Here is a 23,001-nt window from a genome sequence, read left to right on the forward strand (position 1 = left end):
GATGCCGCCATTCGCGCGATTCGAGAGCCGAAAGCGGCACCTACAGCGACCGGGCGGCGATGATGCGCGCGTACTCCCGACCGGAGTCCTTCAGCGATCGCTCCTGCGTGTCGTAGTCGACGCGCACGATGCCGAAGCGCTTGTCGTACCCCCAGGCCCACTCGTAGTTGTCGAACATCGACCAGTAGAAGTAGCCCCGAACGTCGACCCCGGCATCCGCCGCGTCGAGCACCGCGCCGAGGTGCAGGCGCAGGAACTCGGTGCGGTCGGCGTCGTGCACGCGGGTCTCGCCCTCCTCGACCACGGCGACGTCGTCGTAGGCAGCGCCGTTCTCGGTCATGTACAGCACGGTGCCCGCAGGCTCGGCGTACTCGGTCCAGACCCGCTGCAGCACCCGGGTGAGCCCCTCGGGCTGCACCTCCCAGTTCTGCGCCGTGCGCGGGAGCCCCCGCTCGACCGCGTGGATGCCGTCGCTCGACGGGTACGGGCTGCGACCCACCCGCTCGGTGGCGGGTCCGCCGGAGACCGGAGCCTCGGCCGGAGCCGAGCCGGACACGAAGTCGCCGTGGTAGTAGTTCACGCCCTGGGTGTCGATGTGCTGCGAGATCGTCTCGAGGTCGCCGCCGTGGACCGCGGTCTCGAATCGAGCGACCGCGTCGGCATCCACCGCACGGATGTCCTCGACGATGTCGGCCGGGTAGCTCCCGCGATAGATCGGGTCGAGGAACCAGCGGTTGAACTGTCCGTCCACGCGGCGCGCGGCATCGACGTCGGCCGGGTTCTGGGGGTCGGCGGGATCGGCGACCGTGTGGTTCAGGGTGATGCCGAGATTGAGCGACGCATCGCGCCCCCGCAGCTCCTGGATCGTCCTGCCGTGGGCGAGCAGCAGATGGTGCGAGGCGAGCAGGCCCTCCGCGATGCTGGTGTGTCCCGGCGCGTGCTCCCCCGCCGTATAGGAGAGGAACGACGAGCACCACGGCTCGTTGAGGGTCGTCCACACGTTCACCCGGTCCCCCAGGGCGTCATGCATCGTGCCCGCATACTCGAGGAAGCGGTCGACCGTGTCCCGGTTCGTCCAGCCCCCGGCATCCTGCAGCGCCTGCGGCATGTCCCAGTGGTACAGCGTCAGCCAGGGCAGGATGTCGGCACCGAGCACCTCATCGACCAGGCGCTCGTAGAAGTCGACGCCGGCGGCGTTCACCGCGCCGCCGTCCGGACGGACCCGCGACCACGACGTGGAGAAGCGGTACGTCTGCAGTCCCAGCTGCTTCATGAGCGCGACGTCCTGCGGGTACCGGTGGTAGTGGTCGCACGCGACATCGCCGTTGTCGCCGCCGATCACGGCGCCGGGCTCGCGGGCGAACGCGTCCCAGATGGATGCCGTACGCCCGTCCTCGAACGCCGCCCCCTCGATCTGGTACGCCGCGGTGGCGGCGCCGAAGAGGAAGTTCTCGGGGAAGGAGCGGGTCATAGGGGTCATCCTTTCACCGCGCCCGCCATGATGCCACTGACCAGCTGCCGACCCGCGACCACGAAGAGCACGAGCAGGGGGAGGGTCGCGAGCACCGCGCCGGCGAGCACGATCGAGTAGTCGATGTAGTACCCCGACTGCAGCTGGCTGAGCGCCGTCTGCAGGGTCGGGTTCTGCGGGGAGAGCACGATCAGCGGCCACAGATAGTCGGTCCAGGCCGTCATGAACGTGAAGAGTCCGAGGATCGCCATGGCCGGCCGTGCCGCGGGAAGACCGACGGTCAGGAACGTGCGGAACTGGTTCGCACCGTCCATGCGCGCGGCTTCGATCAACTCGTCCGGGATCACGTCGACCAGGTACTGCCGCATGAAGAACACGCCGAAGGCGGTGACGAGGGTCGGCACGATGACCGCACCGATCGAGCCGGTCCACCCGAGCTCGCGCATCAGCATGAACAGCGGGATGATGCCCAGCTGAGTCGGGATCGCCATCGTCGCGATCACGAAGATCATCAGTCCGTCGCGACCCTTGAAGCGGAGCTTCGCGAACGCGTAGCCCGCAAGCGTCGAGAACGTGACGACCGAGATGGTGATGATGCCCGAGATCAGGAACGAGTTGCCCAGGGCGAGCCAGAACGGGATCGCGTCGAAGACCTTGGCCGCGTTGGCCAGGAAGTTGCCGCCGGGGATCAGGGGCAGGGTCTCGCCGCGGGTGGCGTTCGTGCCGCTCGCGACCACGACCGACCACCACAGCGGGTACACGCTGCCGATGATGAATGCGGCGAGGAGTCCGTAAGTGAGGAATCCGGGGCGGCTGCCGATGCCGGCGGTGCCGGATGATGCGCTTCGCCGACGGCGGATCTTCTCGGGGACGCTCAGCGCCTGCGTGGCGGTCATCGCGCGTTCTCCTCGGTCGTGGTGGCGAGCGTCGTGGCCGCGGCCGCGGCGGAAGCGGCCGTGGCGGCGGTGCGGGCACGGCGTCGGGCCGCGCGGTTCTTGGGGGCGTCTCCGGTGGAGATGCGCCGGGAGATCAGGAAATTGATCACGCCGATGCCGACGATCAGCAGGAACAGCAGGATGGCGACGGCGGATGCCTCACCGAGGTTCCGCCGGAAGAACGCGAGCTCCCACAGGAACAGCACGGTGGTCTGGAACTGCCGGTCGCTGCCGCCGATGCCGCCGGCGGTCGACACGTCGAAGAGGCGCGGCTCGGCGAAGATCTGCAGCCCGCCGATCGTCGCGGTGATGATCACGAAGATCAGGGTCGGCCGGATCGTCGGGATCGTGATCGAGAAGAAGCGGCGCGCGGCACCGGCCCCGTCGAGGGCTGCCGACTCGTACAGGTCACGCGGCACCGCCTGCATCGCCGCGAGCAGGATGAGCGCGTTGTATCCGGTCCAGCGGAAGTTCACCATCACCGCGATCGCGATGTGCGAGAGGGCGGTGTTGTGCTTCCACTCCTGATCGGCGATGCCGATGAGGTTCAGCAGGTTGTTGGCGAGGCCGTCCGCCTCGTTGAAGATGCTGGAGAAGATGATGGCCACGGCGACCGGGGTGACCACGAACGGGATGAGCACGCTCATCCGCCAGAAGGTCGGGGCGCGGAGCCCGCGGTCGAGGAGGTAGGCGATCACGAGCGCCACGGCCAGCTGCGGGATCGCGGAGAGCAGGAAGATGCTCAAGGTGTTGCCGATGGAGTTCCAGAACATCGCGTCGCCGAGGATCTCGACGAAGTTGCCGACGCCGACGAAGTCGCCTTCGCCCTTGAGGAGGTCCCACTCGTGCACGGCCACCCACACCGTGTACAGCAGCGGGAACAGACCGACCAGTCCGAACAGCAGGAAGAAGGGCGAGATGTAGAAGTACGGAGAGGCGTTCTGGTCGAACCGCGAGACGCGGTGGCGCCACGGTCGCTTCGGCGGAGCATCCGTCGCCGCGGCGGGTGCGGTGCGCTGCTCCGTGGGCGGGGCGGTGAGAGTCATGGAGGTTCCTTGTCTCGGGTTTCCGAGGAGTTCCCGTCGCAGTCCCCGTCGCTCACCGCATGCGGGAGAGACAGGAACTGCGACGGGAGGGGCGGGTCAGCCGACGAGGTCGTTCAGCAGGCCGACGGCCTGGTCCCAGGCACCCTGGGTGTCGGTCTCGCCGCGGTCCAGGCTGCTGAGAGCCGGGCCGAAGACGTTCTCCTGGATGACCGAGTCGTCGGCACCCTTGAACTGGGCGACGACTCCCTTGGCACGCTCGGCGAGGATCGCACCGGTCGGAGCGTCGTTGAAGAACGCGTTCGGCGTCGCCTCCTCGGCGAGCGTCTCCTGCGCCTTGATCGTCGAGGGGAAGTTGCCCGCGGCGGCGGACTGCTTCACCTGCTGCTCGGGCTGCGTCAGCCAGTCGGCGAGCTCAGCGGCCGCCTTCTTGTGCTGCGAGGACTCCGGGATCGACAGGAACGCGCCACCCCAGTTGGCCGCGCCCCCGGGGAACACGTCGGCGAAGTCCCATCCGGTCGACGCGTCTCCGCCGCCGGCCTCGACCTGGCCCTGCACCACGCCGAGCATCCAGCCGGGGCACACGAAGGTCGCGAAGGTCCCGTCGACGAACGACTTGCCGCCGTTCCAGTCCCAGGCGGTCTGCGCGGCGGACTGGCCGCCCTCGGTCGCCGCGCCCAGCAGCTCGAAGCGCTCCTTGAGCTCGGCGTTGTCCTCGACGTTCAGCTCGCCGTCGGTCGTGTAGTAGCCCTCGTCGAGCTGGTTGACCATGGCGTTCCAGACGAAGCCGGAGTGGTCGTACCAGGCCTTTCCGGTCTTCGCCGTGTAGTCGGCGCCGACCTTGAAGTAGTTCTCCCAGTCGCCGTTCAGCAGCTCGGCCACGGACTCGCGGTCGCTGGGGAGGCCGGCGGCCTCGAACGCGGCGCCGTTGTAGCAGATGCCGCTCGGACCGATGTCGGTGCCGTAGCCGATGACGCGGCCTTCGGCGTCGGTGGCCTGACCGTACTTCCAGTCGACCCAGTCGGCCTTGCGGTCTTCGATGCCGTAGTCGCGCAGGTCGGCGAAGGTGTCGGAGACGTCCATGATGGCGCCGAGCCATCCCTCTTCGATCGCGACGATGTCGCTGAGGCCGGAGCCGGCGGCGATCTTGGTGAACGCATCGGTCCGGGCGTTGCCGCCGGTGTCGATGTTGGTCGCCTCGATCGTGACGTTCGGGTGCTCCTTCTCGTACTCCTTGTAGAGGTCTTCGTATCCGAAGGTGCCGAAGGTGGTGACGGTCAGCGTGACGTCTTCATCGCCGCTTCCCTCGGTGGCGTCGCCGGTGCCGCCGGCGCAGCCGGCCAGGGCGAGGGCGGAGACGGATGCCACGGCGGCAGTCACGAGGATCCGGTGGCGGGCACGTGTGTTCACAGTTCACTCCTTTGTGGGTTCGTGCGGTGTTGGTGCTTCGGGCGTTCATGGGAGCGCTCCCACGAACTGAGCAGTCACTCTATGGGAGCGCTCCCACGGTGTCAAGCGGGCCGGGTGCTGGGCGGGATCCGTGCACGACTCAGGAAGGCCACGCCACTTCTGCCCACCGCAGCCCCGCTTCCGCTCGATCCATCCCGTTTCTCCTGCGCCGGGCACGGAGGGGTAGCCTTGCTCGGTGCCCGAAGCCACGCTCTCTCCTGCCCTCATCCGCGCCGAAGCCCTGATCCGCAACGTGCCGGACTACCCGCAGCCGGGCATCATCTTCCGCGACATCACCCCGCTCCTCGCCGACGCCGAGGCCCTCCGGGTCACGACCGACGCGATCATCGAGCCCTTCGCCGGCCAGTTCGACGTGATCGCCGGCATCGAGGCGCGCGGCTTCATCCTCGCCAGCGCCGCCGCGATCGCCGCGGGCGTGGGCCTCATCCCGATCCGCAAGGCGGGCAAGCTGCCCCGCCCCGCGGCATCCGTCGACTACGCCCTCGAGTACGGCACCGCCACGATCGAGATGCACGACGACCTGCCCGCAGGATCCCGCGTACTCCTCATCGACGACGTGCTCGCCACCGGCGGCACCCTCGCCGCCGGTCGGGAACTCGTCGAGCGACTCGGCAGCCACGTCGTCGGCATCTCGGTGCTGTTCGAGATCGACGGACTCGGCGGACGCGAAGCCGTCGGCGACCTGCACACCGTCTTCCACTCCGCGTAGCCGCTCCGGCACCGGGAAGAGCGCGGACGCCGGGGCAGTAGACTGGGTTCGCCCGTCCGCCCGCGACTCTTGGAGCCGTCATGCCCACCATCGTCGTCGACGTCATGCCCAAGCCCGAACTGCTCGACCCGCAGGGGAAGGCCGTCTCCGGCGCCTTCGCACGCCTGGGCGTCGAGGGCTTCACCGATGTCCGCATCGGCAAGCGCTTCGAGCTCACCGTCGAGGGCGAGGTCACCGACGAGGTCCTCGCCGAGGCCCGGCGCCTTGCCGACGAGGTGCTCTCCAACTCCGTGATCGAAGACGTCGTCGGCATCGAGGTCGCCGAGTGACCACGCGCATCGGGGTCATCACCTTCCCCGGATCGCTCGACGATCGCGACGCCCAGCGCGCCGTGCGCATCGCCGGCGCCGAGCCCGTCGCCCTGTGGCACGGCTCGCACGACCTCGAGGGCGTCGACGCCCTCGTGCTCCCCGGCGGCTTCAGCTACGGCGACTACCTGCGCGCAGGTGCGATCGCCGCGCTCTCCCCGATCATGGCCGAGGTGAAGGATGCCGCAGCCAAGGGCATGCCCGTGCTCGGCATCTGCAACGGCTTCCAGATGCTCGTCGAGGCGCACCTGCTTCCGGGTGGGCTGATCCGCAACAACCACCAGCACTTCGTGCGCCGCGACCAGAAGCTCACGGTCGAGAACTCCGACACCGCCTGGACGAACACGTTCCGCACCGGCCAGGAGATCGTGATCCCGCTCAAGAACGCCGACGGCGGGTACATCGCCGACGAGCAGACCCTCGACCGCATCGAGGGCGAGGGCCTGGTCGCCTTCCGCTACGCCGGGGTGAACCCGAACGGCTCGCTGCGCGACATCGCCGGTGTCACGAACGAGGCGGGCAACGTGGTCGGTCTGATGCCGCACCCCGAGCACGCCACCGAGCCCGGCTTCGGCCCCGACACCTCGGTCGCCATGCGCAGCGGTGTCGACGGACTCGACTTCTTCACGAGCGCCATCGCCGCGGTCGCCCGCGTCGCGGCGTAACCCCGACCCGACCCACCCCCTTCGGCACGAACCAGCCCCCTGCGTCTGCACGCACGGGGGTGGCTCGCCCTCAAGAGGCCGGGTCGACCGGGAGGGCGAAGGGGTTGTCCGCCGCCGCCGCGAGCAGGTACCAGGCCGTTGTGCCCGTGTGCAGGCTCGCGTAGTACAGGTCGCCGAACCCGGAGTCGAGACCGTCGTTCGACGTGGCGACGATCCCCTTGCCGTCGCCGTTCGGGGCATCGCGCTGCGCGAGCCGGATGCTCGCGAGCAGCGACTCCGCGCGGTCGGCATCGCCCGCTCCGTCACGCAGCCGGAGGGCCAGAGCCAGATGTCCGCTGCCCTCGAACCACACCTTCGACACGTCGGTGTCGCTGATCGACGGGCCCTGGTACGGACCGTCGGTGGCGATCAGGTTCTCCAGCGTCCAGTCCAGCGCCGCCCCGTACCGCCGGTCTCCGGTGCCGAGGGAGCTCCAGGTCTGCGCATCCAGGGGGATCGGGTGCGTGTTGACCGTCGAGCCGTCGAGGAGCGTGCCGGTGTCGACGTGGCCGTCCGCGCTCTGCATGGCGGTGACGAAGCTCGTGGCCACGGCGGCCCGCTCCGCCCACATGGGGTCATCCGTGAGCTGCGCCAGCTGCGTGAAGAACCCGGCGACGTCGCTGTTGTGCTCGGTGGACTTCCACGTCAACGACGTACCGTCATCCGTCTGGCCTCCGGTGTAGCCGTAGGGGGCGCGGACCGTGTCCGCGGTGTTCGTCTGAATCCACTGCGCGGTCCGCAGCGCTCCGTCGAGGTATCGCGCATCACCGGTCGCGTGGAAGAGGCGTGTGAGCGCCATCCCGACCCACGCCTGGTTCCCGGTGAACGTACCCGGCCCGGTGATCTCCACCCGCCCCTGCCGGATCCCGTGGGGTTCGTAGGATGCCCGGGTTCGCCCGTCGCCGATCGGGTCGCTCTCCTGCACGAAGAGCAGGGTGTCGCCGATCGTCCGCGCCCGACGGAGATCGTCGGGCAGTCCGCGAGCGGTGTAGGCGATCACCACCAGGGCGTCGTCGTAGACGAACGAGGGCGTGAAGTCCCAGCTCGGGGTGGTGAAGAACCCGCCCTGATAGCTGCGCGGCAGACACCGGCCGGCTCCGTCGCAGAACTCGTCGACACGGGCGTCCAGGAACTCATAGGCCCGCTCGACGGAGAGGCTCGGATCCGGCGTGCTCACCCCGGGCACCGCACCCTCCGAGGGCGCTCCCGCATCCGAGATCGCCGGTGCCGCGCCCGCGAGCACGGTCGCGGCGACGAGCGCGGCGGCGAGCAGCCACGGCGCGGATCGGCGCGGAGAGACGGACATGGAGACCCCTCGGACGGAACCGCGGACCGAGTGCGTGGTCCGCGGGCGACCCGGAGGTCACGAAGAGTAGCCTGACCGGACCGTCGTCGCCGGGGAAGCGGCGAAAGTCTAGGTTCGTCTCTCCCTTCGGCGAGCATGATGCTCCGACCGTCGACGGCGCCGTCGGTCAGCCGAGCGCCGGCGGCCACACGCCGATCAGCACGGCCATCACCACGACCGTGACCAGCTCGTGCGCGATATTGAGGGTGGTCAGCTTCGTGGAGCGTCCTTCGAACGCGTCGTGCGTGATGAAACGGGCGGCCGTGAAGCCCGCCCACAGCGTGACAGCGGTGACGATGGTGCCCCAGAAGAACGGTCCGCCGTAGAAATGCCAGGCGATGGCGGATGCCCCGGCGAGCACCCACGCCGTGATGAAGCTCACGATGACCGTGGTGATGATGGGCCACATCGCCGTGGCCGCCGGACGATCCATGTCGACGTCTGCCAGCTTCGACCAGCGGGTGCCGAACACCTTCGGGGCGTACCAGATCGAGCCGACGAGCATGCTCGACGCGGTGGCCAGAAGGACCGCCCAGTAGTTGATCTCGGGAACCATGACAGCCTCCACTCATCGGATGCCGCCACCATACTCCCCGGCAGGCCGCACCCCTGGATCGAACCGATTCGATCCCCGATCTGGCACGAGTGTAAGCGTTTGCAGTAGCCTGTTCGCATGGCACAGCTTGAGCAGATCGCAGCCCCCGGTTCCGAGTGGTGGCGCAGCGCCGTCATCTACCAGATCTACCCCCGCTCCTTCGCGGACGCCTCCGGCGACGGCATCGGCGACCTGCCGGGCATCACCAGCCGACTCGACGCGCTGCAGGAGCTCGGCGTCGACGCGATCTGGCTGAGCCCGTTCATGACCAGCCCGCAGCGCGACGCCGGCTACGACGTCGCCGACTACCGCGACGTGGACCCGCTGTTCGGCACGCTCGCCGACTTCGACGAGATGCTCGCGCAGGCCCACGCCCGCGACATCCGCGTGATCGTCGACCTGGTCCCGAACCACTCGTCCGACCAGCACGTCTGGTTCCAGGAAGCGCTCAAGGCCGCGCCGGGAAGCCCCGAGCGCGCGCGCTACATCTTCCGCGACGGCAGAGGCGAGAACGGCGAGCTCCCGCCGAACAACTGGGAGTCCGTGTTCGGCGGCGGCATGTGGGAGCGGGTCACCGAGGCCGACGGCACCCCCGGCCAGTGGTACCTGCACATCTTCGACGCCACGCAGCCCGACTTCGACTGGAACAACGAAGAGGTGCAGGAGGAGTTCCGCTCCATCCTCCGCTTCTGGCTCGACCGCGGTGTCGACGGGTTCCGCGTGGACGTGGCCCACGGAATGATCAAGACCGAGGGGCTTCCGGACTACACGCCCCCGAGCGACGCCGACTCCATGGGCGGCGGAGAGTCGAACGTCCCGTACTGGGGCCAGGACGGCGTGCACGACATCTACCGCGACTGGCACAAGGTGCTCGCCGAGTACGACGGCGACCGCGCGCTGTGCGGCGAGGCCTGGATGCCGACGCTCCAGCAGACGGCTCTCTGGGTGCGCCCCGACGAGATGCACCAGACCTTCAACTTCCCGTACCTGATGACGCCGTGGGACGCGCAGCGCCTCGGCGACGTCATCCGCGAGTCGCTCGACGAGTTCGGCGGCGTCGGAGCGCCCAGCACGTGGGTGCTGTCGAACCACGACGTCGTGCGTCACGCCTCGCGCCTCGCGCTCACGGCCGACAACCCGCAGGGCGAGGGCATCGGCCCGAACACCCCGCACAAGCCCGACATCGCCATCGGCCTGGCGCGCGCCCGCGCGGCGACCACGCTGATGCTGGCGCTCCCCGGCTCCTCCTACCTGTACCAGGGCGAGGAGCTCGGCCTGCCCGAGGCGATGGAGATCCCGGACGAGTTCCGTCAGGACCCGACCTGGTTCCGCACGAACGGCGAGCGGTACGGACGCGACGGATGCCGTGTGCCGCTGCCCTGGGAGGCGGATGCTCCGGCGTTCGGCTTCAACGACACCGGCCTGTCCTGGCTCCCCCAGCCGGCGGAATGGGCGACCTACGCCCGCGACGTCGAGGAGGTCGACCCCGGCTCGACGCTCGCGCTGTACAAGCGACTGCTGGCCGCGCGTCGTGAACACGGCTTCGGCACCGGGTCGCTGGTCTGGGAGGATGCGGGCCCCGATGCGGTGGCCTTCCGCCGCGGCGACGTGCACGTGGTCGCGAACCTCGGCACCGAGCCGATCGAGCTGCCTGCGAATGCGGTCGTGATGCTGCAGAGCCAGCCGTTCGAAGGCGCCGCGATCCCGGTCGACACCGCCGTCTGGTACACCACCGCAGCCCAGGCCTGACCGCCGCCACCCGTTCCCGTCGCACTTTCTGTCGGCCCCAGCCGCACGGGCCCACAGTCGGTGCGACGGGAACGGATCACTCAGAGGAACACATGGCCAGCATCGATGAGGTCGCCCGGCTCGCCGGAGTCTCCACCGCGACCGTCTCGCGGGCGCTGAGCGGACGCGGTCACGTGTCCGAGTCCGCCAAGGAGCGCGTGCAGGCCGCGGCGCAGTCGCTCGGATACGTGGTGTCCTCGCGGGCGTCGAGCCTCGCCTCCGGACGCACCCGCAACATCGGCGTCGTGGTCCCGTTCCTCGATCGCTGGTTCTTCAGCACGGTCCTCTCCGGCGTCTCGGCCGCCCTGATGCGCGCGGGCTACGACATCACGCTGTACAACATCACCGCCGACAAGGACGTGCGTCGTCATGTGTTCGACACGTTCCTGCGCCGTCAGCGCGTGGATGCCGTGATCGCCGTGTCGATCGAGCTCGACGAGGACGAGACGCAGCACCTGCTCGATCTCGGTCTTCCCGTGATCGCGATCGGCGGCCCGAACCCGAAGCTCGACACCCTCACGGTCGACGACGTCGCGGTGGCGCAGTTGGCGACCGAGCACCTGATCGGACTCGGCCACACCGACATCGCGCACATCGGCGCGAACCCCGAGTTCGACATCGACTTCCACATCCCCACGAACCGCCGCCTCGGCTTCGAGAAAGCGCTGGCGAAGGCCGGGATCCCGCTGAACCACGCCTTCCTCGAGCCGGCGGACTTCACGGTCGAGGGAGGCTACCGCGCGGCGAAGCAGCTGCTGGGCCGTCCCGGTCCGCGTCCGACTGCGGTGTTCGCAGCCTCCGACGAGATGGCGATCGGGGCCCTGCTCGCGGCCCGCGACCTGGGCTTCAGCGTGCCCGAGGAGCTGTCGATCGTCGGCATCGACGGCCACGAGCTCGGCGAGTTCTTCCGCCTGACCACGGTCGACCAGTTCCCGCTCGGACAGGGCGAGCGCGCCGCGGACGCCGTGCTCGCGAAGCTCACCACCCCCGAGGCCGTGCACATCCCCTCGGCCCTGCCGTACGAGCTGAACGTCCGCGGCACGACAGCCCGCCTGATCTGACGGCGTTCGCACTGCCGCGCCGACCCACCCCCTCGCATACGACCCGGCCCCTTGCGGACGTCCGCAAGGGGCCGGGTCGTACGTAGCGGCCCGGGTGGGCGGGGAAGTTACGCGACGATGAGGCCCGCGGTCGCCGTGCGGGCGGCCTCGAAGCGGCGCTGCACGTCAGGCCAGTTCACGAGGTTCCAGAACGCCTTGACGTAGTCGGCGCGCACGTTGAGGTAGTCGAGGTAGTAGGCGTGCTCCCAGACGTCGAGCTGCAGCAGCGGGGTGACACCGAGCGGCGCGTTGCCCTGCTGGTCGAACAGCTGGAAGATCACGGGGCGGGCGCCCACGCTGTCCCAGGCGAGCACGGCCCAGCCCGATCCCTGCACCCCCAGCGCCGTGGCGGTGAAGTGCGCGCGGAAGGCGTCGACCGATCCGAAGGCGTCGACGAGTGCGGCCTCGAGCTCGCCCTCGGGAGCACCGCCGCCCTCGGGCGACAGGTTCTGCCAGAACACCGAGTGGTTGATGTGACCGCCGAGGTTGAACGCGAGGTCCTTCTCGAGCTTGTTGACGTTGGCGAGGTCACCGGCGCTGCGGGCCGTCGCGAGCTGCTCGAGCGCGGTGTTGGCGCCCGTCACGTAGGCCTGGTGGTGCTTGGAGTGGTGGAGCTCCATGATCTTGCCGGAGATGTGCGGCTCGAGGGCCGAGTAGTCGTAGGGCAGCTCGGGGAGCGTGTAGGGAGTGGACATGACGTCTTCCTTTCGATGATCTTTCAGTGGTGGGTGTCGTGCGGAAGCGCGTGGAAGCGGCGGTCGAGATAGACCAGTGGCCGGCCGGCCGACCCGGGCAGCACCTCGAGGACCTCGGCGATGACCACGGTAGAAGAGCCGACGGCCACGGTCTGGATCGTCCGGCAGCGCAGGGCGGCCCTGGCCTCGGGGAGGTGCGGCTCGCCGGTCGGCAGCGTCGCCCAGCCCTGCTCCGGAGTGAAGCGCTCGGACCCGCTGACCGCGAAGCTCTGCGCCAGGGAGGAGTGCTCGTCGTCGATCAGGTGCACCACGAACGTGTCCGCCCCGAGGATCGCCCCGGCGGAACCGGTGGCGCGGGTCACGGAGAACACGATCGCGGCCGGATCGACGGCGACGGACGAGACGCTGGAGGCGGTGAGGCCGACGGGACCCGCCGGAGTGGATGCCGTGATGATCGCGACTCCTGCGGGATGCGTGCGGAACGCGGCCTTGAGCCCTTCGCCGACCGGTGTGGGAACGGGTGTTGCGGTCATCGACCGGCCTCCATCATCTGCTTCTGCTCCTGCTTCGCATGCGCCAGCATCTCCGCGCGGTCGACCAGTTTCGTGCGCTCGCGCCCGCGCTCGGCACCGGCACCGCGTTCGGCGGCGTCGATGCGCAACCACCCGTCGAGGTCGACGGCGTGCGCGAGATGGGCGACCGGATCGTCGTCGCGCGTCTCACGCTCGACGGCGGCGAGGTCGTCGACGAGGTGTGCGACGGTCTGCGCGGCATCCGACTTGGTCGATCCTATGAGCCCGACCGGTCCTCGCTTGATCCATCCGGTCGCGTACAGCCGGGGAATCGGCGCCCCTTCGGCATCCACGACGCGCCCCTCGGCGTGCGGCACGACGCCGCGGTCGAGGTCGAACGGCATCCCGGGCACCGGGGTCGAGCGATACCCCACGGCACGGTAGACCGCGCCGACGTCGTAGCGGAGCATCTCGCCGGTGCCGACCATGCGACCGAGCTCGTCCGACGCGGTGCGCTCCATCTCGATGCCGGTCACCCGATCGGTGCCGAGCACCCGCACCGGACGCTGCCGCAGATGCAGGTGGATGCGGCGGGATGCGGCCCGCTCCGTCCGATCGCGCGCCGCCCACTCGGTCAGGGTCCGCACGATGATGCGGCGCTGCGAGAACTGGGCGACCATCCGCTCGGCATGCGCGTCCAGCTGAAGCTCCTCGGGGTCGACGACCACCTCGACGTCGTCCTGCTCGGCGAGTTCGCGCAGCTCCATGGCGGAGAAGCGCACGTCGGCCGGGCCGCGCCGGGCGAACAGGTGCACGTCGCGCAGCGGGCTGGCGGCGAGCTGGTCGAGCACGGCATCCGGGGTGTCGGTATGGGTCAGAGCAGAGGCGTGCTTGGCGAGGATCCTGGTGACGTCGAGTGCGACGTTGCCCGCGCCGAGCACCGCGACCGCGTCCGCGTCGAGCGGCCAGGTGCGCGGAGCATCCGGATGGCCGTCGTACCAGAAGACGAAGTCGGCCGCGCCGAAGGATCCGGGCAGGTCGATGCCGGGGATGTCGAGCGCGACGTCGAGGTCGGCTCCGGTCGCCACGATCACTCCGTCGTACGCGGCGCGGAGCTCGTCGATCTCGATGTCGACGCCGATCTCGACGTTGCACCGCAGCCGGATGCGCGGGTTCACGAGCACCTCGTGCAGGGCATCGGTGATCTTGCGGATACGCGGATGGTCTGGCGCGACGCCGTAGCGGACCAGCCCGTACGGCGCCGGCAGCTTCTCGAACAGATCGATCGAGGCGGTGGGCACACGGCCGAGCAGGATGTCGGCGGCGTAGATGCCGGCGGGACCCGCCCCGACGATGGCGATGCGCGGTTCGGCGACGGTCATGCGTGATCTCCCTGGGGTGCGAGCGCGGCGATGACGGGGTGGTCGAACGCGAGCATCCCGGTCTTGGCAGCGCCGCCGGGCGAGCCGATCTCGTCGAAGAACTCGACGTTGGCCCTGTAGTAGTCCTGCCACTCATCGGGCAGATCGTCTTCGTAGTAGATGGCCTCGACCGGGCACACGGGTTCGCAGGCGCCGCAGTCCACGCACTCGTCCGGGTGGATGTACAGCGACCGTTCCCCCTCGTAGATGCAGTCGACGGGGCATTCGTCGATGCAGGCCTTGTCCTTCACATCGACGCACGGCAGAGCGATCACATAGGTCATCGCGGGGTCTTCGTTCGGGTCACGCTGTCCTCGTTCGGGTCGATCGGCCCACGCCGGGGCCACTCGACTACCGTAAAACCTCAAGTACACTTGAAGTCAAATCGAAGCAGGAGCACCCGGATGAGCCCGCACGCGCCCGACGAGCCGCTGACCATCGGCGAGATGACCCGACGCACCGGCGTCGCCGCCTCCGCGCTGCACTTCTACGAGACGCTCGGCCTGATCGCCTCGACCCGCACGCCCGGCAATCAGCGCCGCTATGCCCGGCACATGCTGCGCCGCGTCTCGCTCATCACGGTCGCCAAGCGCCTCGGCATCCCGCTGTCCGACGTGCAGACGGCCTTCGCCGACGTGCCGCTGACCGAGACCCCGAGTCACGCCGACTGGCAGAAGGCGTCCCGGCGCTGGAAGCGCGAGCTCGAGAAGCGGCGAGAGGGCATCGAGCGCCTCGAGCGCGAATTGACCGGCTGCATCGGCTGCGGCTGCCTGTCGATGAAGGCGTGCGGCCTGCTCAACCCCGACGATGCCCTCGGCACCCAGGGCGCCGGGCCCCAGCGTCTTCAGGACTGACGCGCCTCCTCGCTGCCTCCTCTCCTCCCGCCGACCCGGCCCTCTGCGTAAGACCCGGCCCTCTGCGTGCGTCCGCAAGAGGGTGGCTCGGGAGCAAGGGGCCGGGTCGGCGAGGGAAGGAGGGAAGGAACGACGGGGGCGTCAGCCCACCTCGAAGTCGGCGGAGAGGAGCACCTCGTCTCGCGAGCTCGGGCCGACGAGCAGTTCGAAGGTTCCGGCCTCGACCAGACGCGTACCGGCAGCATCCACGATCGTGCACTCGGCGACGGGCAGCTCCAGCCGCACCCGCACGGACTCACCGGGAGCGATGTCGACCTGTCGGAAGGTCTTGAGCTCCTTGTCGGTCCAGCTCACACTCGTGACGGAATCGCGCACATACACCTGCACGGTCTCGCGCACCGGCCGGTCACCCGTGTTCGACACCGTGACGTGACCGACGATCGTGTCGGACTCCCCCAGCGAGATCTCGTCGAGCGCCAGGTCGGCGTACTCCACGGTCGTGTACGAGAGCCCCTCGCCGAACGCCCAGGCGGGCGACTGCGTGAGGTCGGCGTAGCGGTCGCCGTGCTGTCCGCGGATCTGGTTGTAGTACGTCGGCTGCTGTCCGACGTGACGCGCGAACGAGATCGGCAGCCGCCCGGACGGCTCTGCTGCGCCGGAGACGATCTCGGCCAGCGCACGCCCGCCCTGCATGCCCGGGTTCGCCGCCCAGATCACGGCGGCGGCCTTGGACGCGGATGCCGGGAGCACGAGCGGCTTCGAGGCGAGCAGCACGATGACGACCGGCTTCCCGGTGTCGATGAGCGCATCGATCAGCGCGTTCTGCCCGCCGACGAGCTCGAGCGTCGCGGTGGAGCGCCCTTCGCCGACGAGCTCGATCCGGTCGCCCACGACGGCCACGACGACATCGGAGGCGGATGCCGCGTCGACGGCCTCCGCGATCAGCACGGCATCCGGCTCGCAGGCCTTCACCACCGGCGGACGCGGCTGCTTGTCGGGGAAGAACGGCCCCTTCGGGTCTTCCTCCAGCGTGAGGATGTCGGCGCCGCGAGCATGCGTGACGGTCCAGCCCTCGACCGCCCGGAGGCCGTCGAGCACAGTGGTGATCATCTCGCGCGGCTGCCCGTCGAGCCAGCCGGCCTGACCGGAGCCGCCGGCCCAGTCGCCGAGCTGCGTCTGCGCGTCGTCGGCGAGAGGCCCGGCGACGGCCACCCGCAGCGGGACGGTCGGGTCGAGCGGCAGCACCCCGTCGTTCTCGAGCAGCACGAGCGAGCGCCGTGCGATCTCGAGGTTCAGCTCGGCATGCGCCGCACTGCCCACGACGGCGTCGAGTTCCGTTCCCGGCAGACGCGGATCCTCGAACAGCCCCAGCTCGAACTTCAGCGTCAGGATGCGGGCCGCTGCCGCGTCGAACGCGTCGTCGGCGAGCAGGCCCTTCGCCACCGCATCCAGTGCGCCCTCGAAGAACGCCGGCGTCGTCATGATCATGTCGTTGCCGGCCCGCACGGTCGCGGCGGCGGCGTGGGTGATGTCGGGCTGGATCCGCTGCTCCCACACCATGCGCCCGACGTTGTCCCAGTCGGTGATGAGCGTGCCGGTGTAGCCCCACTCGCCGCGCAGCACGTCGCTGAGCAGCCAGTCGTTCGTCGTGATCGGCACGCCGTCCGTGGTCTGGTAGCCGAGCATGAAGGTGCGGCATCCCTCGCGGGCGACGCGCTCGAACGGAGGCAGGAACCACGAGCGCAGCTTGCGGCGCGAGATGTCGGCCTCGCTCGCGTCCCGTCCGCCCTGCGTCTCGGAGTATCCCGCGAAGTGCTTGGCCGTCGCGAGGATCGCGGTCGGGTCGTCGAGTCCGTCGCCCTGGTACCCGCGCACCATCGCCGACGCCAGCTCGCCGATCAGGAACGGGTCTTCGCCGAAGGTCTCGTCGATGCGGCCCCAGCGGAGGTCGCGGGCGATGCAGAGCACCGGAGAGAAGGTCCAGTGGATGCCGGTCACCGCGACCTCTTCGGCGGTCGCCCGCGCGACCCGCTCGACGAGCTCGGCATCCCATGACGCGGCCATGCCGAGCTGTGTCGGGTAGATCGTCGCGCCGGGCCAGAAGGAGTGCCCGTGGATGCAGTCCTCGCCCACCAGCAGCGGGATGCGGAGGCGGGTCTGCGCCGTGAGCTCGTTCGCGCGCAGGATCCGCTCGGGCGAGGTGTGCAGGATCGATCCGGCGTGCCGGCGCCCGATGTGGTCGTCGAGGTCGTCGCGCGCGTCGAGCTGAAGCATCTGCCCGACCTTCTCCTCGAGGGTCATGCGGCCGAGGAGGTCGGCCACCCGCTCCGGGATCGAGAGGGCGGGGTCCTGGTACGGCAGCACCGTGGTCAGAGTCTGAGAGGTCATCACTTCGTGTTCTGGGTCGAGGTCGTCGCGGAGTCGGCGGAAGTCGTCGAGGCTACGGGATCGGTCGTGGTGTTCGGCAGGGGCACGCTGCGGACGGCCGTGACGGCGTCGTTCACGTTCAGCCCCTTCTTCTTCATGGCCCTGGCGCGCTCGCCTGCCGAACGCAGGCGCGGGTTGACGTACTCGTCGATGCCGAAGTTGATCAGCGAGAGGGCGACGCCGATGATCGCGATGCAGAGCCCGGCGGGCACGTACCACCACCACAGCCGTGGGAACGCGCCGTTCTGCTGCGCCCAGAACAGGATCGTGCCCCAGTTCAGGTTGCTCACCGGGATCACCCCGATGAAGGCCAGCGTGGTGAGGCCCAGGATCGCCGCGGTGACGGTGCCGACGAAGCTCGAGGCGATGAGCGCCATCAGGTTCGGCAGCATCTCGACCGTGATGATGCGGCGCAGCGGCTCGCCGTTGGCCCGCGCGGCCTGGATGAAGTCGCGGTTGCGCAGCGACATGGTCTGGGCGCGCAGCACGCGCGCGCCCCACGCCCAGCCCGTCAGTCCGAGTACCGCGGCGATCACGATCAGCGGCGGGTTGTCGAACTGCGAGGCGATGATGATGATCAGAGGGATGCCGGGGATCACCAGGAACACGTTGGTCAGCGCCGACAGCGACTCGCTCTTCCAGCCGCGCACGTAGCCGGCGATCACACCGATCGTGATCGCGATGATCGTGGCGATGAAGGCGGCGAGGAAGCCCACGACGATGACGCCGCGCGTCCCGTAGATGATCTGACTCAGCACGTCCTCCCCCATGTGCGTGGTGCCCAGCCAGTGCTCCCAGGACGGGGGCTGACGCAGCGCGGTGCGGTCCTTCTGGGTGGGTCCGTACGGCGCGATCCACGGTGCGAGGATCGCGACGAGCACGAACACCCCGAGGATGATCAGTCCCGCGATCGACTTGGGGTTGCGGAACATCGCGAATGCCTGGGCGAGCTGCGTCCAGAAGGTCTTGCGCGGCGGGGTGCCGACGGGCGGGGTGCGCAGCGTCGCGGTCTCCGGCATGCCGGAGACGACGGCCGACCCGTCGGGGGCGGTGCTCGCTGCGGTGGTGGGAACGGTCATGTCAGGACTCCATCTGGCGCGTGCGCGGGTCGAGGTAGGCGTAGACGACGTCCGCGAGGATGTTGGCCACGAGCACCGACAGCGTGATCACGAGGAACACGCCCTGCATGAGGGCGAAGTCCTTGGCGTTGGTCGCGTCGAGCAGCAGTTTGCCCACGCCCGGGTAGCTGAACACCATCTCCATCACGATCGTGCCGCCGACGATGAAGCCGATCGACAGGGCGAAGCTCTGGATCTGCGGCAGCACCGCGTTGCGCGCGGCATAGCCCCAGAGCACCCGCTTGTTCGGCATGCCCTTGGCCTGCGCGACCGTGATGTAGTCGTCGTCGAGGACGGTCAGCATCATGTTGCGCATGCCGAGCACCCAGCCGCCGAGCGAGGCGACCACGATGGTCAGCGCCGGCAGCGTGCCGTGCATGATCACCTGGCCGATGAAGTCGAAGCTCCATTCCGGGGACTGCCCCTTGTCGTAGGCGTGCGAGGAGGGGAACCACTTCAGGGTCGACGAGAAGATCGCGATCGCGATCAGCCCGAGCCAGAAGTACGGGATGGTGTTGAAGAACGTCGTGACCGGGATGATGGCGTCGAGCCTGCTGCCGCGCTTCCACCCGACGATCGCACCGGCGACCGTGCCGATCGTGAACGAGATGATCGTCGCGATCCCGACCAGGCCGAGCGTCCACGGCAGCGCGGCGGCCAGCACCTCGGCGACCGGCCTCAGCCCGTGCAGCGTCGAGATGCCGAGGTCGCCGCGCAGCAGCATCCCCCAGTACTCGATGTACTGCTGCCAGATCGAGGTGTCGGTGTCGATGCCGAGCAGGATGCGCAGCGACGCCTCGGCCTCGGGGCTCACACTGCGGTTGCGCGCGAGGTACGAGCTGACCGCGTCGCCCTTCATGAGACGCGGCAGGAAGAAGTTGATCGTGATGGCCGCCCACAGGGTGAACAGGTAGAAGCCGGCGCGACCGGCGAAGAAGCGCCACGGCACGCGCCGCTGTCCGCGCTGCGCCGTGGTCGCGGTGGTGCCGACCTCGAGGGCGTCGCGGGCGACGAGGTCGTTGTCGTCGAGCTGGGGGAACGCGGTGCTCACAGGTCGCCTCCGTTCGAGGTGGCCGACGCGAAGTGCTTGTCCGGGTCGGGAGAGGCGGCGCGCAGTTCGCGCGTGTACGGATTCTGCGGGTTCAGGATGACGTCGTCGGCAGTGCCGTATTCCACGACGCGCCCCTGGTTGAGGACCATGATCTCGTCGCTGAAGTGCCGGGCGGTGGCCAGGTCGTGGGTGATGTAGAGCACGCCGAGCCCCTCTTCGCGCTGCAGGTCGGCGAGCAGGTTCAGCACGCCGAGACGGATCGACACGTCGAGCATCGAGACCGGCTCGTCGGCGACGAGGAGCGACGGACGCGATGCGAGCGCGCGGGCGATCGCGACACGCTGCCGCTGCCCGCCGGAGAGCTCGTGGGGGCGACGGTCGATCACGGCATCCGCATCCAGCCGCACCCGATCGAGGAGCCGGCGCACCTCGTCCTCGGTCTCCTTCTTGGGCACCACGTCGTCGAGGCGGATCGGCCGCTCCAGGTGGTAGCGGATCGAGTGGTAGGGGTTGAGCGAGGCGAACGGATCCTGGAACACCATGCGCAGCTGCTGCCGGTACTTCCGGAGCCCCTTGCCGCGGCGGGGGATGGCGGTGCCGTCAAGCAGCACCTCGCCGTCGGTCGGGGTCTCGAGCTGGGTGAGGATCTTCGCGATCGTGGACTTGCCGCTGCCGGACTGGCCGACCAGGCCGATCGTCTGACCCGAGGTGAGAGTGAAGCTCACATCGTCGAGGGCCTTGATCTGGCCGGCGCCGCGGACGTTGTACGCCTTGGTGACGTTTCGGAACTCGAGGGTGGTCATCGCACCAGCACTCCTCTCTCGCCGGTCAGTCGCGGGAACGACGACAGCAGCGTCTTCGTGTACTCGTGCTCCGGCTGCGTCCAGATGCGCTCGGCGGTCGCGAGCTCGATGATCTCGCCCTCGCGCATGATCGCGATCCGGTCGCTGATCTCCAGGAGGAGCGGGAGGTCGTGGGTGATGAAGATCACCGAGAACCCGAACTCGTGCCGCAGCTGCGAGATCTGCTTGAGGATCTCCCGCTGCACCAGCACGTCGAGTGCGGTGGTCGGCTCGTCCATCACCATCAGCTGCGGCCGCAGGGCGAGGGCCATCGCGATCATCACGCGCTGCCGCATGCCGCCGGAGAGCTCGTGAGGGAAGGAGCGGATGCGCTGACGCCCGACCTTCACGATCTCGAGCAGCTCCTCGGCCTCGGCGCGGCGCTGCCTGCGGTTCATGTCGGGGCGGTGGATCTCGTAGACGTCCTCCAGCTGGGAGCCGATCGTGGCCACCGGATTCAGGGCGTTCATCGCGCCCTGGAACACCATCGACACCTTGTCCCAGCGGAAACGCTGCATCGCGTCCACGTCGAGCGCGTTGATGTCGATGTCGACGCCGGACACGTCGTGGAAGGTCACGGAGCCGCTCGTGATGACGGCCGGTGCGCGCAGCAGCCGCTGCACGCCGTACGCGAGCGTGGTCTTGCCGCATCCGCTCTCTCCGGCGAGACCGAGGATCTCGCCGCGCTGCAGATCGAGGGTGACGTTCTTCACCGCCGCCACGGGCGGATCGACGTCGTACACGACCGAGAAGTCGCGCACGCTGAGCAGGGGGTCTGGCATGGGGGTGTCCTTCATCGACCTGGTCAGGGGAGCCCGCGCCGTCGTCGGGCCGGGCTCCCCTGCGCGGTGGTGCTTACTCGGCGGGCTTCAGCTTCGTGAGGATCTGCACGATGTTCTGCTGCGTCGGGTCGGCAGAGGCGTACGGGTCCTGATCCGACGGCCACCCCACGTAGTTGCGGGTGTTGAACTCGCCCAGCAGCGGGTGCGCGCCCAGCGGGATGGCCGGCACCTGCTCGGAGAAGATCGTCTGCAGCGTGACGAGAGCGGTCGTGCGCTCCTCGTCCGACGAGGCGTTCGCGTAGGTGTTCAGCGCCGCCGTCGCGGCCGGGTCGTCGAAGCGACCGAAGTTGAAGCCGGCCTTGCCCTCGGGCGAGATCCAGCGCGGGTCCATGGTCGAGGTGTAGAGGCCGTAGGCGGTGCCGCTGTCCTCCAGCCAGTGGATGATCGCGGAGAAGGTTCCGTTGTCGCGGGGGTCGGCCCAGCCGCCCCAGTCGGGCATGTCGATCTTGACCTCGGCGCCGATGCCCTCGGTGACGTCTTCGGCGATGAGCTCCTGCGCGGTGTTCCAGTCGCTCCAGCCGGAGGGGACCGAGAGCGTGAACGAGACCGGCGCGCCGTCGGGGTCGATCAGCGCGTCGTCCTTCCAGGTGTAGCCGGCCGTGGTCAGCAGGTCGCGCGCCTTCTCGGCGTCGACCGAGTACTCCGCGTCCTTGAACTCGGGCTGGATCTCCTCCTCGAGGATCGACGAGAGTCCGGTCACCGACCAGACGGCCTCGCTGGCGCCTTCGCGCGCGATGTCCACGTAGGCGTCGCGGTCGATCACCCAGGCGAGCGCCTGACGGAAGGCCGGGTCGTCGAACGGCTTCTGCTGCAGGTTCATGAACAGCGTCGCGGAGCCGGTGGTCGGTGCCGCCCAGAACTTGTTGTGCTCGGGGTCGACCGAGAGGAACTGCTCGTCGATCTGCGGGATGAACGCCTGCGCCCAGTCGGCGTCGCCGTTCGCGAGAGCCGTGGTGAGCGCGGTGTTGTCGCCGTAGGAGACGTAGTGCAGCTCGGGCACGGCCAGGTCGCCGCCCCAGTAGTCGTCACGGGCTTCGAGGGTGACCGACTCGGTCGACCAGTTCGACAGCGCGTAGGGACCGGTGCCGACCAGATCGTCGCCCTTGACGGGGTTCGTGGCCGGATCGTCGAGGTTCTCCCAGATGTGCTTCGGCACGATCGGCACGTGGAGCACGCGGGCCTGGTTGACGTACTTCGACTCGGCGAAGGTCAGCACCACCGCGTCGCCGTCGACCACGGCGCTCTCGAACTGGAGGCCGGCCGTGTCGAGGGCGGGCGTGGAGACGAGCTCGTAGGAGTAGACGATGTCGTCGGCGGTGAACGGCTCGCCGTCGCTCCAGGTGACGTCCTTGCGCGGGACGACCGTGAGCACCGTGTAGTCGTCGTTCCACTCGATGCTCTCGGCGAGCCAGGGCGTGACACCGCGGTCACCGGTCTGGTTCACGAGGCCGAGGGTCTCGAAGATCACCTTGCCGTAGCCGTACTTCGAGGCGGACGAGTCGCCGACATAGGGGTTGTTGGATTCGGTGGTGATCGCACCGTCCGGCTTCGCGATCGTCAGGGAGGCGGAACCGGCGTCGTCGTCGGATCCCCCGCCTGCCGAGCATCCGGCGAGGGCGGACATGCCGAGTGCGGTGATCGCGGTCACGGCGATCAGAGACTTTCTGAGCTTCATTGCTTCTCCTAGGGCACGGGTCTTTGTGCTGCGTCG

General features: G+C 69.1%; 22 protein-coding genes. 6 read left to right on the plus strand and 16 right to left on the minus strand.

Annotated elements, in window-relative coordinates:
- Positions 1–40: 40 nt before the first annotated feature.
- From CQ045_RS06850 to CQ045_RS06865, 4 genes are all read right to left on the minus strand, one after another.
- The gene (locus tag CQ045_RS06850; RefSeq protein WP_181156468.1) at positions 41–1,471 is read right to left on the minus strand and encodes a GH1 family beta-glucosidase; all 1,431 of its coding nucleotides are present in this window, start codon (positions 1,469–1,471) and stop codon (positions 41–43) included.
- Positions 1,472–1,476: 5 nt separating this feature from the next.
- Entirely contained in the window at positions 1,477–2,367 is an 891-nt protein-coding gene (locus CQ045_RS06855; RefSeq protein ID WP_105721953.1) for a carbohydrate ABC transporter permease, read from the minus strand.
- Positions 2,364–3,452 carry a carbohydrate ABC transporter permease gene (locus CQ045_RS06860; RefSeq protein ID WP_105721955.1) on the minus strand — a complete coding sequence of 363 codons (1,089 nt, stop codon included), beginning with the start codon at positions 3,450–3,452 and terminating at the stop codon, positions 2,364–2,366. The genes CQ045_RS06855 and CQ045_RS06860 overlap by 4 nt, the downstream gene beginning before the upstream one ends.
- A 96-nt stretch (positions 3,453–3,548) precedes the next feature.
- Entirely contained in the window at positions 3,549–4,859 is a 1,311-nt protein-coding gene (locus CQ045_RS06865; protein ID WP_105721957.1) for an ABC transporter substrate-binding protein, read from the minus strand.
- Positions 4,860–5,094: 235 nt separating this feature from the next.
- Between CQ045_RS06865 and CQ045_RS06870 the strand changes: the two genes are divergently transcribed.
- The 3 genes from CQ045_RS06870 to purQ all read left to right on the plus strand — a co-directional run bounded on the left by CQ045_RS06870 (position 5,095) and on the right by purQ (position 6,661).
- On the plus strand, positions 5,095–5,628 hold the full coding sequence (locus CQ045_RS06870) for an adenine phosphoribosyltransferase (protein WP_105721959.1): 534 nt from the start codon (positions 5,095–5,097) through the stop codon (positions 5,626–5,628).
- Positions 5,629–5,708: 80 nt separating this feature from the next.
- Positions 5,709–5,957: a phosphoribosylformylglycinamidine synthase subunit PurS gene (gene purS, locus CQ045_RS06875; protein WP_105721961.1), complete on the plus strand. Its 249-nt coding sequence runs from the start codon at positions 5,709–5,711 to the stop codon at positions 5,955–5,957.
- A complete protein-coding gene (gene purQ, locus CQ045_RS06880; RefSeq protein WP_105721963.1) occupies positions 5,954–6,661 on the plus strand; it encodes a phosphoribosylformylglycinamidine synthase subunit PurQ in 708 nt (235 codons plus the stop codon). The genes purS and purQ overlap by 4 nt, the downstream gene beginning before the upstream one ends.
- A 70-nt stretch (positions 6,662–6,731) precedes the next feature.
- Here purQ and CQ045_RS06885 read toward each other — a convergent pair whose 3' ends face one another.
- Both CQ045_RS06885 and CQ045_RS06890 read right to left on the minus strand, forming a co-directional pair.
- A complete protein-coding gene (locus tag CQ045_RS06885) occupies positions 6,732–8,006 on the minus strand; it encodes a hypothetical protein (RefSeq protein WP_105721965.1) in 1,275 nt (424 codons plus the stop codon).
- Positions 8,007–8,172: 166 nt separating this feature from the next.
- A complete protein-coding gene (locus CQ045_RS06890) occupies positions 8,173–8,601 on the minus strand; it encodes a DUF1761 domain-containing protein (protein ID WP_105721967.1) in 429 nt (142 codons plus the stop codon).
- Between the two features lie 117 nt (positions 8,602–8,718).
- On the opposite strand from CQ045_RS06890, the gene CQ045_RS06895 reads away from it, so the two are divergent.
- Together CQ045_RS06895 and CQ045_RS06900 are read left to right on the plus strand one after the other, a co-directional pair.
- Entirely contained in the window at positions 8,719–10,389 is a 1,671-nt protein-coding gene (locus CQ045_RS06895; RefSeq protein WP_105721969.1) for a glycoside hydrolase family 13 protein, read from the plus strand.
- Between the two features lie 92 nt (positions 10,390–10,481).
- Positions 10,482–11,489, plus strand: coding sequence for a LacI family DNA-binding transcriptional regulator (locus CQ045_RS06900; RefSeq protein WP_105721971.1), 1,008 nt, complete (start codon positions 10,482–10,484; stop codon positions 11,487–11,489).
- Positions 11,490–11,596: 107 nt separating this feature from the next.
- Here the strand turns inward: CQ045_RS06900 and CQ045_RS06905 are convergent, their stop codons facing one another.
- From CQ045_RS06905 to fdxA, 4 genes are read right to left on the minus strand one after another with little or no spacing between them, the layout of a single operon-like run.
- A complete protein-coding gene (locus CQ045_RS06905) occupies positions 11,597–12,223 on the minus strand; it encodes a superoxide dismutase (protein ID WP_105721974.1) in 627 nt (208 codons plus the stop codon).
- A gap of 23 nt (positions 12,224–12,246) precedes the next feature.
- Entirely contained in the window at positions 12,247–12,756 is a 510-nt protein-coding gene (locus tag CQ045_RS06910) for a flavin reductase family protein (RefSeq protein ID WP_105721976.1), read from the minus strand.
- Positions 12,753–14,117, minus strand: a complete 1,365-nt coding sequence (locus CQ045_RS06915) for an FAD-dependent oxidoreductase (protein ID WP_105721978.1) — start codon at positions 14,115–14,117, stop codon at positions 12,753–12,755. Before CQ045_RS06915 ends, CQ045_RS06910 begins: the two co-directional genes overlap by 4 nt.
- Complete coding sequence (gene fdxA, locus CQ045_RS06920; RefSeq protein ID WP_105721980.1) at positions 14,114–14,440, minus strand: ferredoxin; 327 nt, start codon at positions 14,438–14,440, stop codon at positions 14,114–14,116. Before fdxA ends, CQ045_RS06915 begins: the two co-directional genes overlap by 4 nt.
- A gap of 120 nt (positions 14,441–14,560) precedes the next feature.
- Here fdxA and soxR point away from each other — a divergent pair, with 120 nt between their 5' ends.
- The gene (gene soxR, locus CQ045_RS06925; protein ID WP_105721982.1) at positions 14,561–15,010 is read left to right on the plus strand and encodes a redox-sensitive transcriptional activator SoxR; all 450 of its coding nucleotides are present in this window, start codon (positions 14,561–14,563) and stop codon (positions 15,008–15,010) included.
- 141 nt (positions 15,011–15,151) lie between these two features.
- Here the strand turns inward: soxR and CQ045_RS06930 are convergent, their stop codons facing one another.
- The 6 genes from CQ045_RS06930 to CQ045_RS06955 form a co-directional block, all read right to left on the minus strand.
- Positions 15,152–17,398 (minus strand): glycoside hydrolase family 3 N-terminal domain-containing protein, encoded by a 2,247-nt coding sequence (locus tag CQ045_RS06930; protein ID WP_181156469.1) that lies wholly within the window; start codon positions 17,396–17,398, stop codon positions 15,152–15,154.
- Positions 17,398–18,516 carry an ABC transporter permease gene (locus tag CQ045_RS06935; RefSeq protein WP_105721984.1) on the minus strand — a complete coding sequence of 373 codons (1,119 nt, stop codon included), beginning with the start codon at positions 18,514–18,516 and terminating at the stop codon, positions 17,398–17,400. The genes CQ045_RS06930 and CQ045_RS06935 overlap by 1 nt, the downstream gene beginning before the upstream one ends.
- Before the next feature lies 1 nt (position 18,517).
- Positions 18,518–19,606, minus strand: coding sequence for an ABC transporter permease (locus CQ045_RS06940; RefSeq protein ID WP_105721986.1), 1,089 nt, complete (start codon positions 19,604–19,606; stop codon positions 18,518–18,520).
- Positions 19,603–20,409: an ABC transporter ATP-binding protein gene (locus CQ045_RS06945; RefSeq protein WP_105721988.1), complete on the minus strand. Its 807-nt coding sequence runs from the start codon at positions 20,407–20,409 to the stop codon at positions 19,603–19,605. Before CQ045_RS06945 ends, CQ045_RS06940 begins: the two co-directional genes overlap by 4 nt.
- On the minus strand, positions 20,406–21,230 hold the full coding sequence (locus CQ045_RS06950) for an ABC transporter ATP-binding protein (RefSeq protein WP_105721990.1): 825 nt from the start codon (positions 21,228–21,230) through the stop codon (positions 20,406–20,408). The genes CQ045_RS06945 and CQ045_RS06950 overlap by 4 nt, the downstream gene beginning before the upstream one ends.
- A 73-nt stretch (positions 21,231–21,303) precedes the next feature.
- The gene (locus CQ045_RS06955) at positions 21,304–22,965 is read right to left on the minus strand and encodes an ABC transporter substrate-binding protein (RefSeq protein ID WP_105721992.1); all 1,662 of its coding nucleotides are present in this window, start codon (positions 22,963–22,965) and stop codon (positions 21,304–21,306) included.
- Between the last annotated feature and the right edge of the window lie 36 nt (positions 22,966–23,001).

This window comes from Microbacterium sp. MYb66, from assembly GCF_002979435.1.
Taxonomy (GTDB): domain Bacteria; phylum Actinomycetota; class Actinomycetes; order Actinomycetales; family Microbacteriaceae; genus Microbacterium.

Coding starts and splice junctions, on each gene's coding strand:
- CQ045_RS06915 (WP_105721978.1), bottom strand. CDS start 14,117: ATGACCGTCGCCGAACCGCGCATCGCCATCGTCGGGGCGGGTCCCGCC.
- CQ045_RS06935 (WP_105721984.1), bottom strand. CDS start 18,516: ATGACCGTTCCCACCACCGCAGCGAGCACCGCCCCCGACGGGTCGGCC.
- CQ045_RS06945 (WP_105721988.1), bottom strand. CDS start 20,409: ATGACCACCCTCGAGTTCCGAAACGTCACCAAGGCGTACAACGTCCGC.
- CQ045_RS06930 (WP_181156469.1), bottom strand. CDS start 17,398: ATGACCTCTCAGACTCTGACCACGGTGCTGCCGTACCAGGACCCCGCC.
- CQ045_RS06860 (WP_105721955.1), bottom strand. CDS start 3,452: ATGACTCTCACCGCCCCGCCCACGGAGCAGCGCACCGCACCCGCCGCG.
- CQ045_RS06900 (WP_105721971.1), top strand. CDS start 10,482: ATGGCCAGCATCGATGAGGTCGCCCGGCTCGCCGGAGTCTCCACCGCG.
- CQ045_RS06855 (WP_105721953.1), bottom strand. CDS start 2,367: ATGACCGCCACGCAGGCGCTGAGCGTCCCCGAGAAGATCCGCCGTCGG.
- CQ045_RS06850 (WP_181156468.1), bottom strand. CDS start 1,471: ATGACCCGCTCCTTCCCCGAGAACTTCCTCTTCGGCGCCGCCACCGCG.
- CQ045_RS06950 (WP_105721990.1), bottom strand. CDS start 21,230: ATGCCAGACCCCCTGCTCAGCGTGCGCGACTTCTCGGTCGTGTACGAC.
- fdxA (WP_105721980.1), bottom strand. CDS start 14,440: ATGACCTATGTGATCGCTCTGCCGTGCGTCGATGTGAAGGACAAGGCC.
- soxR (WP_105721982.1), top strand. CDS start 14,561: ATGAGCCCGCACGCGCCCGACGAGCCGCTGACCATCGGCGAGATGACC.
- CQ045_RS06955 (WP_105721992.1), bottom strand. CDS start 22,965: ATGAAGCTCAGAAAGTCTCTGATCGCCGTGACCGCGATCACCGCACTC.
- CQ045_RS06890 (WP_105721967.1), bottom strand. CDS start 8,601: ATGGTTCCCGAGATCAACTACTGGGCGGTCCTTCTGGCCACCGCGTCG.
- CQ045_RS06895 (WP_105721969.1), top strand. CDS start 8,719: ATGGCACAGCTTGAGCAGATCGCAGCCCCCGGTTCCGAGTGGTGGCGC.
- CQ045_RS06910 (WP_105721976.1), bottom strand. CDS start 12,756: ATGACCGCAACACCCGTTCCCACACCGGTCGGCGAAGGGCTCAAGGCC.
- purS (WP_105721961.1), top strand. CDS start 5,709: ATGCCCACCATCGTCGTCGACGTCATGCCCAAGCCCGAACTGCTCGAC.
- CQ045_RS06885 (WP_105721965.1), bottom strand. CDS start 8,006: ATGTCCGTCTCTCCGCGCCGATCCGCGCCGTGGCTGCTCGCCGCCGCG.
- CQ045_RS06905 (WP_105721974.1), bottom strand. CDS start 12,223: ATGTCCACTCCCTACACGCTCCCCGAGCTGCCCTACGACTACTCGGCC.